Genomic DNA, 13283 nt, shown 5'->3' on the forward strand with positions numbered 1-13283 from the left:
CCATTCCATCGCGTGTTCGTATTGACTTGGACTAGGTCCATCGTAGGATCGGTTCCGGCCGAAGCCAGGGCAGGACGCTCTCCGGGCGAGACCGGTCAGGCCAGCCCCCCACATTCTCAGAGCACCGAGATCCGCCCCGTCCGGAAGGAATTCCATGACTGAGAACCACGAAGCGATCGTCACCGACCCCAAGTCGGAGGAGGCCGGCGGCTGCCCCGTCGCGCACGGTCGCGCGCCGCACCCCACCCAGGGCGGCGGCAACCGCCAGTGGTGGCCGGAGCGGCTCAACGTGCGGATTCTCGCCAAGAACCCCGCCGTGGCCAACCCGCTCGGCGAGGACTTCGACTATGCCGCCGCGTTCAACGCGCTGGACCTGCCCGCCGTCAAGCGGGACATCGCCGAGGTGCTGACGACCTCGCAGGACTGGTGGCCCGCCGACTTCGGCAACTACGGCCCCCTCATGATCCGGATGGCCTGGCACAGCGCCGGCACGTACCGCATCAGTGACGGCCGCGGGGGCGCGGGCTCCGGGCAGCAGCGCTTCGCTCCGCTCAACAGCTGGCCGGACAACGTGAGCCTCGACAAGGCGCGGCGCCTGCTGTGGCCGGTCAAGAAGAAGTACGGCCAGAACATCTCCTGGGCCGACCTCCTCGTCCTCACCGGGAACGTCGCCCTGGAGACCATGGGCTTCGAGACCTTCGGCTTCGGCGGCGGCCGCGCCGACGTCTGGGAGCCCGACGAGGACGTGTACTGGGGCCCCGAGACCACCTGGCTCGGCGACGAGCGCTACACGGGCGACCGCGAGCTGGAGGAACCGCTCGGCGCCGTGCAGATGGGCCTCATCTACGTCAACCCGGAGGGCCCCAACGGCAACCCGGACCCGATCGCCGCGGCCCGCGACATCCGCGAGACGTTCCGCCGCATGGCGATGAACGACGAGGAGACCGTCGCCCTGATCGCCGGCGGCCACACCTTCGGCAAGACGCACGGCGCCGGCCCCTCCGAGAGCGTCGGCCCCGACGCCGAGGCCGCCCCGATGGAGCGCCAGGGCTTCGGCTGGGAGAACTCGTACGGCACCGGCAAGGGCGGTGACGCCATCACCAGCGGCCTCGAAGGCATCTGGACGGACACCCCCACCGCCTGGGACAACAGCTTCTTCAACATCCTCTTCGGCTACGAGTGGGAGCTCTTCAAGAGCCCCGCCGGCGCCCACCAGTGGCGGCCGAAGGACGGCGCCGGCGCGGGCACCGTACCCGACGCGCACGACCCGTCGAAGAGCCACGCCCCGACCATGCTCACCACCGACCTCTCGCTGCGCTTCGACCCGGCGTACGAGCAGATCTCGCGGCGCTTCCACGAGAACCCGCAGGAGTTCGCCGACGCGTTCGCCCGCGCCTGGTACAAGCTGACCCACCGCGACATGGGCCCCGTCGTCCGCTACCTCGGCCCCGAGGTCCCGCAGGAGACGCTGATCTGGCAGGACCCGCTGCCCGAGCGCACCCACGAGCTGATCGACGCCGCCGACATCGCGGCGCTCAAGGAGAAGGTCCTCGCCTCCGGTCTGTCCGTCTCCGAGCTGGTCTCCACCGCCTGGGCCTCCGCCTCGTCCTTCCGGGGCAGCGACAAGCGCGGCGGCGCCAACGGCGCGCGCATCCGCCTCGAACCGCAGAGCGGCTGGGAGGTCAACGACCCGGACCGCCTCGCGGGCGTCCTCGGCACCCTCCGGTCCGTCCAGGAGTCCTTCAACGCGGAGCAGCAGGGCGGCAAGCAGGTCTCGCTGGCCGACCTGATCGTCCTCGCGGGCGCCGCCGGGGTCGAGAAGGCGGCCAAGGACGCCGGTACGGAGATCGAGGTGCCGTTCACCCCGGGCCGGGTGGACGCCTCGCAGGACCAGACCGACGTCGAGTCCTTCGTGGAGCTGGAGCCCGTCGCCGACGGCTTCCGCAACTACCTGGGCAAGGGCAACCGGCTCCCCGCCGAGTACCTGCTGCTCGACCGGGCGAACCTGCTCAATCTGAGTGCGCCCGAGATGACGGTCCTCGTCGGCGGTCTGCGCGTCCTGGGCGCCAACCACCAGCAGACCGCGCACGGTGTGCTCACCGACGCGCCGGAGACCCTCACCAACGACTTCTTCGTCAACCTGCTCGACATGGGCACGACGTGGAAGTCCACGGCCGACGACCAGAGCGCCTTCGAGGGCCGCGACGCCGTCACCGGTGAGGTCCGCTGGACCGGCACCCGCGCCGACCTGGTGTTCGGCTCGAACTCCGAACTGCGCGCCGTCGCCGAGGTCTACGCGAGCGACGACGCCAAGGAGAAGTTCGTGCGCGACTTCGTCGCAGCCTGGGACAAGGTCATGAACCTGGACCGGTTCGACCTCGTCTGATCCGACGACACGGAAAGGGCCGGTCCCCCCGAGCGGGGGGACCGGCCCTTTCCGTTGCGCGCATCCGGTCAGGCGGTGGCCACCGCGAAGACGTGGATGATCCCGCCGTCCGTGGTGGCCGGCAGCGTCACGGACGCGAGCCGCTTCCCGGCCTGGAGCGCGATCGGCGCGGTCGTGAAGACCTCCGTGCCCACCGGGTCCTTTCCGCCGCCCTGCACATCGCGGTACGCGGTGTGCACCGCCACCGTGTTCCCGTACGACGGCTGCTGCGAGCCGCCGCCCAGCGTCCAGTCGCTGAAGCCGATCTCCGCCTGCTGCGTGGTGCCGTCGGTGTACGTCAGCGTCACCGTGCCCGACGCCTTGCCCTCGGCGGCGCTCCCGAGGAACGCCAGCTTCGTGTCGCCCTCGGCGGAGGGGACGTTCAGCACCTGGGGGCTCGTACCGACGACCTCGATGTTGTCCGGGTCACCGGCGTCCACCTTCGGCCAGGTGAAGTCGAAGCCGCCCGAGGAGACCGTGCCGCCGGCCTTCGCTCCGGCCGCCGCGAGCGCCTGGGCCGAGTAACTCCAGCCCTCACCGTCGAAGTTGGCCTGCGGGTTCTCGTCGTCCGCCGAGATCCCGTTGCTGTTGCGGTTCCACAGCAGCCCGTTCTTCCCGGCGACCGTCACCGCCGCCGACGTCTTCGGCAGGTCCGTGCCCGCCGACGAGGTCAGCGTCACCGGGACCGTGTAGTAGCCCTCGGCGGTGTCCTTCGCCGCCGACACGGTGAGCTCCGCCTGCGCCGCGCCGCTCGCCGGGACCGTGAAGTCGCCCGCCGCCGGGGTCACCGTGACCCCGTCCGGCGCCTGGGCCTTCCAGTGCACGGTGGTCGCCTTCGTCTCCAGGCTCTGCACCTTGACCACGGTCTGCGCGCCCTCGCCGCCCGGCTCGACCTTCAGCTGGTCGGGCGAGGCCCCGGTGAAGTACTTCAGCCCGCCGCCGGGGAAGGACGGCGGCGCGTCGGCCGGTGCGCTGCCCCAGGAGGTGTCCGGCGTCGTGCCGAGCGTGAAGTCCAGCCGCCCGCCGTGCTCCACGAGCGAGTCACCGACCCACGACCTCGTGGACGTACGGCCGTTGACCTTCAGCCCGTGGATGTAGGTGTGGTCGGCCGAGGCGGCCGGTGCCTCGATGGTGATCCGCTTGCCGTGCCCGGTGTGCACCACCGCGTGCGGGAACAGCGGTGCGGTCAGCGCCAGATCGGCGCGGCTGGGGTTCTGCGGGTACATGCCGAGCGCGGAGAAGACGTACCAGGACGACATGGTCCCCGCGTCGTCGTTGCCCGGAATCCCGCCGGGACCGTCGGTCCACAGCTGGTCCAGCTCCGCGCGAACCGTCTCCTGCGTCTTGTACGGGGCGCCGAAGTAGTTGTACAGGTAGGGAGCGTTGATGTCGGGCTCGTTCGTCGGGTCGTAACGCGTGGCGTCCTTCGCCGAGAAGTCGAACTTCCCGTCCGGTGTACGGAAGAACGCGTCCAGCCGCTCCGTGGCGCGCGCGTTTCCGCCCATCGCGCCGGCGAGACCCGCCACGTCCGAGTAGACCATCCAGGTGTACCGGGCGCTGGTGCCCTCCACGAACCCGGCGCCGGTGCCCGGCGTGAAGGTGCCCGCCCAGCTGCCGTCGGACTTCCGGTCGCGTATGTACCCGCCGTGCTCGGTGGCGTTGGCGTCGAACACATTCGTCCAGTTGCCCGACCGGTCCAGGAACTTCTTGGCGTCACCCTTGTTGCCCAGCCGCCGGGACAGCTCCGACAGGCCGTAGTCGGCCGCCGCGTCCTCCAGCGTCTCGGCCGCCCCGCCCCAGCAGTGGCAGTTGTCCGCCGGTACGTAACCCAGCTCCAGGTACTTGTCCAGGGCGGGGCGCTGGCCCACGCACTCGACGTTGCAGCCGGAGCTGTCGGAGTCGTTGGCGGTCGGCACGGTCGCCGCCTTCACCAGCGACTTCAGCGCGCCCCTCACGTCGAAGTCACGGCCGCCGAAGGCGTAGATCCCGGCGAGCGCCGCGTCGGACGGGTCGCCCGACATCACGCTCGTCTTGCCGTTCTCCAGCAGCCAGCGGTCCCACTCGCCGTCGCGCTGGTTCGCGTAGTTGAACAGGGACTGCGCGTAGTCGCTGCCCGCCTTGGGGTTGAGCAGCGCCATCAGCTGCACCTGCGCCCGGTACTGGTCCCAGCCGGAGAAGGTGCCGTACTGCGCCTTCTGGCCCTTGGACAGCCGGTGCGGCTTGCGGTCGGCGCCGAGGTAACGGCCGTCCACATCGCTGGTGAGGGTCGGCTCCAGCATGGAGTGGTAGAGCGCGGTGTAGAACGCGGTGCGCTGCGTTTCGGTGCCGCCGCCGATCTCGACGGCCTTCAGCGCCTCGTTCCAGTTGGCGGCGGCCTGCCGCTTCACCGCGCCGAAGCTCTTGCCGGGCCCGTTCTCCTTACGGAGGTTGGCCTCGGCGTTCGCGGCGCTGACGTACGAGACGGCCACCTTGGCGCGCGCCTCGGTGGTGCCGTCCGCGAAGGTGACGTACCCGCCGGAGCCCTTCCCCTCCACGGCGTTGCCGGACGAGCTGTAGCCCGTCCCGCCGGAGGCGGAGGTGGAGCCGGGGGTGAGCGTGCCGTCCTTCCAGGTGCCGGTCTTCGCGAACGGCTTGTCGAAGTGGGCCGTGAAGTACAGCGTGTAGAGGTCCTTGCGGTTGTTCGCGCTCTGCGGCCCGCAGAAGTTGCCCGCCGTGACCGACCCGGTCACCGTGCGCGCGGCCTTGTCGATCCGCACGGTGGCGTCCGTGCTGCCGGTCTCCGAGTTGGAGGTGCGGAACAGCAGGCTGGCGGGCTTGTCCGCCGGGAAGCCGAACTCCCCGGACCCCGTACGGGCGGTCGTGGTCAGCGCCGCCGAAGCACCGCTGGCCAGGCCCACCTTGTAGTAGCCCGGGGTGGCCGTCTCGTCGTCGTGCGAGAAGTCGCTCGCGTACTTCGCGTCGGTGGTGTCCGAGGTGGGGGAGGAGTCCACGTCACCCACGTACGGCATGATCGGGATGTCGCCGTTCGCACCCGAGCAGCCCACCCCGTTGAGATGGGTGAGGCTGAAGCCGCGGATCTTCTTCGCGTCGTACTGGTAGCCGCCGGGAGCGGGCGTCGAGACCTGCTTGCCCCTCGAATTCTGCGGGCTCCACGCCAGCATGCCGAACGGCTGCACGGCACCCGGGTAGGTGTTGCCGGCGTTGGATGTGCCGATGAGGGGATCGACGTACGACACCGGGCTCTTCACGATGTCCCGGCCCGGCGCGGCCGAAGCCGGGGCGGTGGCGGCCGCGAGCCCCGCGACGGCCATGGCGGCTGCCGTGACGGAGCCCACGGCCCGGAGCGCGGTGTGCGTACGACGTTTGTGCGTCTGTGGCACCGTTCCTGCCCTTCTGATGTGACGGACGGTCAACGCGGCGCGGGACCGGCGCCGTGACCGCGGAGGAACGGCGAGGCCCCGACAACGTTGTCAGCGACGTGAGGATGCTCCTCCTGCCGGTCCGGGGTGTCAAGGCTCCCCGGAATCCGCCCGTCCGGCCGGGCTGCCTCGTGCAACAGCCCGGCCCGCGCCCCCGGTTGCCCGGGGTCCGTCAGCGCAGGGACGCCGGAAGCGCCTCCCGGTGCAGGATGCCCAGCCGCTGGGTGGCCCGGGTCAGCGCCACATACAGGTCGCTCGTGCCGAACCGGCCGGGCTCCACCACCAGGACGTGGTCGAATTCGAGGCCCTTGGCCTGCCGGGGCCCCAGCAGCACCACCGTGCGGGTCAGATCCGGCTCGCCGCCGGGCACCACCCCGTCCAGCGGCGCCGCGATCTCCTCGTGCAGTTCGCGCGGCGCGATCACCGCGAGGCGCCCCTCGGCGGGTGTCAGCTCCTCGACCGCCCGCGCCACCGCACCCGCCAGATCCGCCCCCGAGTCCCGGACCCACGGCACCTCGCCCGTGGAGCGCACCGACCCCGGGGGCTCGAACGACGGGTCCTCGGCCCGCAGCACCTTCGCCGCGACCTCCATCACCTCGGCCGGCGTACGGTAGTTGACCGCGAGCCGCACATGCGCGTACCGGTCGCCCACGTACGGCTCCAGGATGTCCTGCCACGAGCCGACCCCCGCCTCCTCCGAGGTCTGTGCCGGGTCGCCCACCAGCGTCATCGACCGGGTCGGCGACCGCCGCATCAGCAGCCGCCACGCCATCGGCGACAGCTCCTGCGCCTCGTCCACGATGATGTGCCCGAACGCCCACGTCCGGTCGGCGGCGGCCCGCTCGGCCGCGCTGCGGTGGTCGGCCTCCTCCTGGCGCTCGGCCATCCGCTCCGCGTCGATGATGTCGTGCGCGGCCAGCAGCTCCGACTCCTCGTCCTCGAACTCGAAGGACTCCGAGCCCCGGGACAGCTCCAGGACGCCCTGGGCGTACGCGATCCGCTCCTGGCGCTCCGCCTCGGCCGCCGCCCGTTCGGCGCTGTCGTCCGTCCCGAGCAGTTCGGCGGCCTCGTCCAGCAGCGGCACGTCCGCCGGGGTCCACGCGCCCTCGCCGGGCGCCCGCCGGATGGCCTCGGCGTCCGCCTCCGGCAGGTGGACCGGCTCGGCCAGGAAGCCGGCGAGGAAGCCCTCGGGGGTGAGGGGCGGCCACAGCTCCTCGATCGCGGCGTGCACCTCCGGGCTGACCGCGACCGCCTTGCCGAGCTGGGCGATGTCGTCCGGTCCCAGGAAGTTCGGCCCGCCGTACGGGTCGGCACCGATGCGCTCGGTGAGCTGGGCGGTCAGCGCGTCGATGATCCGGAACGCGAAGTGCGGCCGGGCGAGGTTGTGCGGCAGCCGGGTGTCGCGGGCCGCCTGCCGGGCCTCGTAGGCGATCTCCCAGTCCAGGATCAGGTCGCCGTCGTCGTGCGGAACGATCAGCGGGGCGCCCGGCTCGGGCAGCAGCTGCCGGTCCCGTACGGCGAGCTCCAGTGCCTCTGCCATGGGCGCGCCGCCCTTCACCGCCGCCGCCCGGGGGGTGTCCGTGCCGCGCGCGTGGACGCCGGGGAACAGCTCGGCCTGGGTGGCGAGGAGGACACCGGTCTCACCGAGCGAGGGGAGCACCTCGCCGATGTAGCCGAGGAAGGCCGGGTTCGGGCCCACGATGAGGACCGCACGCTTGGCCAGCAGCTCGCGCTGCTCGTACAGCAGGAAGGCCGCCCGGTGCAGGGCGACGGCCGTCTTGCCGGTGCCCGGCCCGCCCTCGACCACCAGGACGCCCCGGTGCGGTGCCCGGATGATGCGGTCCTGTTCGGCCTGGATGGTCCGCACGATGTCCGCCATGCGTCCGGTCCGCGCCGAGTTCACGGCGGCGAGCAGGACCGTGTCGCCGCTGGGGTCCTCGAAACCCGTGCGCTCCCGGTCCCCGACGTCCAGGATCTCGTCGTGCAGCTCGGTGACCGTGCGCCCCTCGGTCGTGAGGTGGCGGCGCCTGCGCAGACCCATCGGGGTGTGATTCGTGGCGAGATAGAAGGGACGGGCGACCGGGGCGCGCCAGTCGATCAGCAAAGGCGTGTGCTCGGTGTCGTCCTCGCGGATTCCGATGCGGCCGATATGGTGCGCGACGCCGTTCGTGAGATCGATACGGCCGAAACAGAGTGAGCCGTCCACCGCGTTCAGCGCGGCGAGCAGACCGGAGCGCTCGGCGACCAGGACATCGCGTTCGAGCCGGGCCTGCTGGCCGGTGCCGACCGGCGTCAGGGCGTCCTGGACCTGCTCGGCGGCGTCACCGCGCAGTACGTCGACGCGGTGGTGGAGCCGGTCGACGTATTCCTGTTCCTTCTGCAATTCGGCGCTTTCCCGAGTTGACAAAACAGCTCCCTGACGGATATGGTGATTCTTGTTGGCCCCCAGTGCGGGGCCTTTTTCTGTGGGCGCACAGAACCACTCAATATACGTGAGAAAATCCCCGGTCCGCAATTGCGGACCGGGGATTTTCTCTTTGTCCCGGGAGCCTCGGGGCCGCCTCTATCCCAGGACCTCGCGCAGCCGCGCGGCGTACGCCCGGGGGTGGGTGGTGTTGCCGTTGTGCCCGCCGGGGAACGCGACGACCTCCCGCCCCACCAGGCCGGCCAGCCGGTGCGCGCACTGTCCGACGAAGACGTCCGGTGCCGTGGTGGCGCCACCGGCGGGCACGATGCGCACCGGAGACGTGCGCAGCGCCTCCCGGTCGAGTCCGGCCTCGATGACGGCCGTGAAGTCGCGCGTGATGAAGAACCCGAAGTTGGCGGCCCGCTCCGGGGTGAGCGGCATGGGCGTCAGGCCCGGCTCGGTCTCCTGGCGGGCCGGGTCGATGCCGAGGACCCGGGCGATCTCCGGGAGGGCGGCCCGCAAACCGCCCTCCCGGTACACGCTCTGGAGGTGGGCGAGTTCCGCCGTGTGTCCGGCGCGCGGGCCTGCGGGGAGCAGGGAGGGGGTGACCGGGTCGTGCGCCACGAGGGTGCGCAGCCGGCCCGGTTGGGCCACCGCGAGGTGGAGCCCGATCGCGGCACCCATGCTGCACCCGAGCATCAGGGCGGGTTCGTCGGTGAGTTCCGTCAGCAGCCGGTGCACGTCGTCGGCGTGCTGCTCCATGGTCACGGCCCGCTCGGATGCGGCGCAGGTGCTGCGGGACAGGCCCCGGCGGTCGTACGTGACCACGGTGTACCGGTCGGCGAGGTGGCCGACCAGGTCGGTGCTCCGGCCGGCGTCGCCCTCGCCGCTCTGCGACAGGAGCAGCAGCGGGCCGGTGCCCCGGACCTCGTAGTACAGGGTGGCGCCATCGGTGTCGAGGAACATCGGGGTCTCCCGGTCGGTGGGGTGGCCGGCGCGGAGGGCTGCCGGCGGATGCTTCACACCGTACTGAATCTTTTTAGATGCATCAATAGAGATGTATCTAGGGGTGATGCATCGCTAGTGATGCATAGAGGTAGGGTTCAGTCATGAGCGCTTCGATGACCCCGGTCCAGCTGTTCCTGCTCGGGCGGACCCTGATGAAGATCGGTGAGGAAGCGCTGCCGGAGCCGTCGTCGCCGGCCGGCGACGCGCGGCGCGGGGGCACCCGGGCGGCCCTGGTCGTACTGAGCGACGTCCTGGGGCATCAGGACACCTCGGTGAGCGAGATCGCCGCGCGTACGGGTCTGCCGCAGAGCCAGGTGTCGGGCGCCGTGGCCCGGCTGAAGGAGACCGGGTCCTTCGTGACGGCTCCCGATCCGGCGGACGGCAGGCGGCAGTTGATCCGCACCGCCTCCGAGGCGTCGGAGCGGGTGGCCGAGGTGCGCGCGGCCCGGATCGACGGTGCGCTGAGCGCGGCGCTGGGGACGGACGACCCGGGGTCCCTGCGCGAGGTCGGCCAGGCGCTCGGCGTACTCGCCCGGCACCTCACGCCGGAGGCGGCGGGGCGCCTCCGGTCGTGAAGGCGTGCGGGCTCAGACCTCCTTCAGGAGGTCCTCGGTCGTCGTCACGACCGCGCAGCGGCCCGCCGCCCAGCGCAGTGCCATGTCGTGCTCCTCGCGCGAGAAGTCCGCGACCGCGTCGGCGACCACGAACGCCTGGATGTCGCGCATCCACGCGTCGGCGGCGCTCATCAGCACGCCGATGTGCGCGTACACCCCGGTGATCACCAGCTGGTCGCGGCCGTCGTCGCGGATGAGGGATTCCAGCTCGGTGCGGACGAACGCGCTGTACTTCCACTTGGTGAGCACCGTGTCGCCCGGCGCGGGCGCCACCTCGTCCGGTGCGGCCAGGGCCTCCGGGTCATCCGCCATCCCCGGCCCCCAGAAGTCCAGTTGGAGGCCGCGCTCCTCGGGGGTCTGGCCGCCGCGCTGCGCCGAGTGCACCACCGGGATTCCGGCGCGTCGGGCGGCCTCGATCACCCGGGCGGTGTTCGCGAGCATGCCGGTCAGCGGCTCCTCGCCGGGGCGGTACGCGCGCAGGAAGTGGTTCTGGAGGTCGTGGACGAGCAGCACGGCGCGCGCCGGGTCGACGGCCCAGCCGACCCGGTTCGCCGGGAGATCGTCGGTGCCGGGCAGGGGATAGGGGGCGATGACGGGAAGTGACATGGGGGAGCCTTTCGGGACCGCGCGGGGCGGAATCAGTTCTGTGCCGGGGGAGTTGACGCGGAGGCGGCGGCGGAATCCGTGCGCAGGCCCTTCTTGCTGACCTTGCCGATCCCCGTCTGCGGGAAGACGTCCACGAATTCGACGAGATCGGGCACCTTGTACGCGGCGATTCCGCGTTCGCGTACATGCCGCTTCACGGCGAGCGCCCCGGGCGATTCGGCGCCCTCGCGCAGAATCACGTACGCCAGGGTGCGTTCACCGAGATACGGGTCGGCCACCCCGACCACCGAGACGTCGTGCACCGACGGGTGGGCCAGGATGATGTTCTCGATCTCCTCCGGTGCGACCTTCTCGCCGCCCCGGTTGATCTGGTCCTTCGCCCGCCCCTCCACGACGAGATGGCCGCTCGGGGTGCGGCGCACGATGTCGCCCGTGCGGTAGAACCCGTCCTCGGTGAAGGCGGTCCTGTTGTGCTCGGGGGCACGCCAGTAGCCCCGGATCGTGTACGGGCCCCGGGTCAGCAGATGCCCGAACTCGCCGTCGGGGACGTCCTGTCCGGCGTCGTCCACGATGCGGATCTCGTCGTCCTCGGAGATCGGCCGGCCCTGGGTGGAGACGACGGTCTCGTAGTCGTCGTCCAGGCGCGTGTAGTTGACGAGGCCCTCGGCCATGCCGAAGACCTGCAGCAGCCGGCAGCCGAGCGCCGGTTCGAGGCGCCGGGCGGCTGTCTCACTGTATTTGGCGCCGCCGACCAGGATCAGCTCAAGGCTCGACAGGTCCTGCTCCGCCGAAGCGGCGGCGTCCGTCCACACCAGGGCGAGCGGCGGCACCATGCCCGTCATGGTGACGTGCTCCCGCTCGATCACCGGGAACGCCGTGGCCGGGTCGGGGCGCGGGCAGAGGACCACGGTGCCGCCCGCGTACAGCGTGCCGAGCCAGCCGGGCGAGCTCATCGGGAAGTTGTGAGCGGCGGGCAGGACCACGAGGTAACGGGTGTCCGCGTCGACGCCGCAGATCTCGTTGGAGCCGCGCAGCGAGTAGATGTAGTCGTCGTGCGTACGGGGGATGAGCTTGGGCACCCCCGTCGTGCCGCCGGACAGCTGGAGGAAGGCCAGGTCGTGCGGCTCGGGCCCGCCCTCGGGCTCACCGGCCGCGTCGCACGGCACGTCGGAGAGGGCGGTGTGCTCGCCCGGGTCGCCGACGACGAACACGTGCTTGAGGGTGGGCGCCTGCTTCCGTACGGCGGTGGCGAGCGTGCGGTGGTCGAATCCGGCGTGCCGGTCCGGGACGACGTAGGCGACGGCCTCGGCGAAGGAGCAGAAGTAGCCGATCTCCGTCTCGCGGTGGGCGGGCAGCGCGTACACGGGGAGCGCGCCGATCCGGAAGAGAGCGAAGACGACCTCGGCGAACTCGGCGATGTTGGGCAGCTGGACGACGACCCGGTCGCCCTTCGCTATCCCGCGCGCCCGGAAGCCGGCCGCCAGCCGGGCCGCGCGTTCGTCCAGCTCCCGGTACGTCCAGGCGCGGCGCGCGGGCGCGGGGTCGATCAGTGCGACGCGGTCGCCGTGGGCCTCGGCCCGTTCGCGCAGCATCCCGGTGAAGGTCTCGCCGCGCCAGTGCCCGGCCGCGCGGTAACGGGCGGCGAACTCCGCGGGCCAGGTCGGGGCGTCTTCGTACGGTGAGGCAGTCATCGTTCCAGGTTCTCCGGGGGAGGGCCGATTTCGGGGCGCCGGGCGGACGGATCAGGCGCGCAGGGTGGCGCCGCCGTCGACGTACAGGTCGTGCAGGGTGATGTGGCGGGCCCGGTCGGACACGAGGAAGGCGACCGCCTCGGCGATGTCGGCCGGTTCGGCGATGCGGCCGAGCGGGATGCCCGTGCGGTAGCTCGCCGGGTCCCCGGCTATGACGCGCCGCGCGGCGGGCCCGTCGTCGCCCGCCTCGCCGGCCGGCCACATCCCGCGCTGCATGTCGGTGAGTGTGGAGCCGGGCGAGACCGTGTTGCAGCGGACGCCCCGGGGGGCCAGCTCCAGACCGAGGCACTTGGTGAACATGACGGAGGCGGCCTTCGACGCGGCGTACGCCGCCATGGTCGTACGGGGAATGCCGGCGGCGTTGGAAGCGACGGTGACGATGCTGCCCGCGCCCCGGTCCGCCATCCGGCCGGCCACGGACCGCGAGACGTGGAAGACCCCGTCGGTGTTGACGGCGAACGTCGCCCGCCAGTCCTCGTCGGTGAGCTCGGTGACCGGTGAACAGCGCAGTATCCCGGCCACGTTGACCGCGATGTCGAGGGCGCCGAGCGTGTCCTCCGCCTCCGCGACCAGGGCCTCGACGGCCGCCGCGTCGGTGACGTCCAGCGCCCGGGCCACGACGCGCCCGTCGTACTCCCGGGCGAGGGCGTCGACGCCCTCCGGGGCCGCGTCGGTCGCCAGGACCCGGCAGCCGCGTGCGACGAGGGCCCGCACGACCGCCTCCCCTATGCCGCGTGCGGCTCCCGTCACGAGGGCCAGCCGCCCGGTGAGTTCGCGGTCGGCGGGCGTGACCGAAGGGCGGGAAGAAGGGGCGGAGCGCGGCGCCATGGTCGTGGGGTCTCCCTGGGGCGGTGAACGAGGGGCAGCAATACTTAGGTAAGCCTAACCATAGAGTGATCACGTGAGCGAGGGGGCCGGTACCCGCGATCCAGGCCGCCCTCGGATCACTCTGTGCCCCTTTTGTGGTCGTATCAGCGCAATGTCAATTACAGGCGATCGGGACGGTTCTGATGGTGTCGTATGCTCCCAAAACGGACTAATGATGCCATTCTG

The 13283-nt window shown here is 71.5% G+C and carries 8 protein-coding genes; 2 read left to right on the forward strand and 6 right to left on the reverse strand.

All coding sequences use genetic code 11. The annotated features are described in order from the left end of the window. Window positions 1-154: 154 nt before the first annotated feature. A complete protein-coding gene (katG, locus tag ACFZAT_RS23040; RefSeq protein WP_391266406.1) occupies window positions 155-2386 on the forward strand; it encodes a catalase/peroxidase HPI in 2232 nt (743 codons plus the stop codon). A 68-nt stretch (window positions 2387-2454) separates the two neighbouring features. Here katG and ACFZAT_RS23045 read toward each other — a convergent pair whose 3' ends face one another. The 3 genes from ACFZAT_RS23045 to ACFZAT_RS23055 form a co-directional block, all read right to left on the reverse strand. Next, a complete protein-coding gene (locus ACFZAT_RS23045) occupies window positions 2455-5736 on the reverse strand; it encodes a GH92 family glycosyl hydrolase (protein ID WP_391266624.1) in 3282 nt (1093 codons plus the stop codon). Between the two features lie 280 nt (window positions 5737-6016). Then, window positions 6017-8227 carry a HelD family protein gene (locus tag ACFZAT_RS23050; protein ID WP_391266625.1) on the reverse strand — a complete coding sequence of 737 codons (2211 nt, stop codon included), beginning with the start codon at window positions 8225-8227 and terminating at the stop codon, window positions 6017-6019. Window positions 8228-8407: 180 nt separating this feature from the next. Beyond that, window positions 8408-9217, reverse strand: coding sequence for an alpha/beta fold hydrolase (locus ACFZAT_RS23055; RefSeq protein WP_391266626.1), 810 nt, complete (start codon window positions 9215-9217; stop codon window positions 8408-8410). A 155-nt stretch (window positions 9218-9372) separates the two neighbouring features. On the opposite strand from ACFZAT_RS23055, the gene ACFZAT_RS23060 reads away from it, so the two are divergent. Next, window positions 9373-9834, forward strand: coding sequence for a MarR family transcriptional regulator (locus tag ACFZAT_RS23060; RefSeq protein WP_391266628.1), 462 nt, complete (start codon window positions 9373-9375; stop codon window positions 9832-9834). A gap of 12 nt (window positions 9835-9846) precedes the next feature. On the opposite strand, the gene ACFZAT_RS23065 is transcribed toward ACFZAT_RS23060, so the two are convergent. From ACFZAT_RS23065 to ACFZAT_RS23075, 3 genes are read right to left on the reverse strand one after another with little or no spacing between them, the layout of a single operon-like run. Beyond that, on the reverse strand, window positions 9847-10479 hold the full coding sequence (locus ACFZAT_RS23065; protein ID WP_391266409.1) for an isochorismatase family protein: 633 nt from the start codon (window positions 10477-10479) through the stop codon (window positions 9847-9849). 32 nt (window positions 10480-10511) lie between these two features. Further along, a complete protein-coding gene (locus ACFZAT_RS23070; RefSeq protein ID WP_391266410.1) occupies window positions 10512-12170 on the reverse strand; it encodes a (2,3-dihydroxybenzoyl)adenylate synthase in 1659 nt (552 codons plus the stop codon). Between the two features lie 51 nt (window positions 12171-12221). Then, window positions 12222-13058 (reverse strand): 2,3-dihydro-2,3-dihydroxybenzoate dehydrogenase, encoded by an 837-nt coding sequence (locus ACFZAT_RS23075; protein ID WP_391266413.1) that lies wholly within the window; start codon window positions 13056-13058, stop codon window positions 12222-12224. Between the last annotated feature and the right edge of the window lie 225 nt (window positions 13059-13283).

The organism is Streptomyces sp. NPDC008163 (assembly GCF_042956885.1).
Taxonomy (GTDB): Bacteria; Actinomycetota; Actinomycetes; order Streptomycetales; family Streptomycetaceae; genus Streptomyces; species Streptomyces drozdowiczii_A.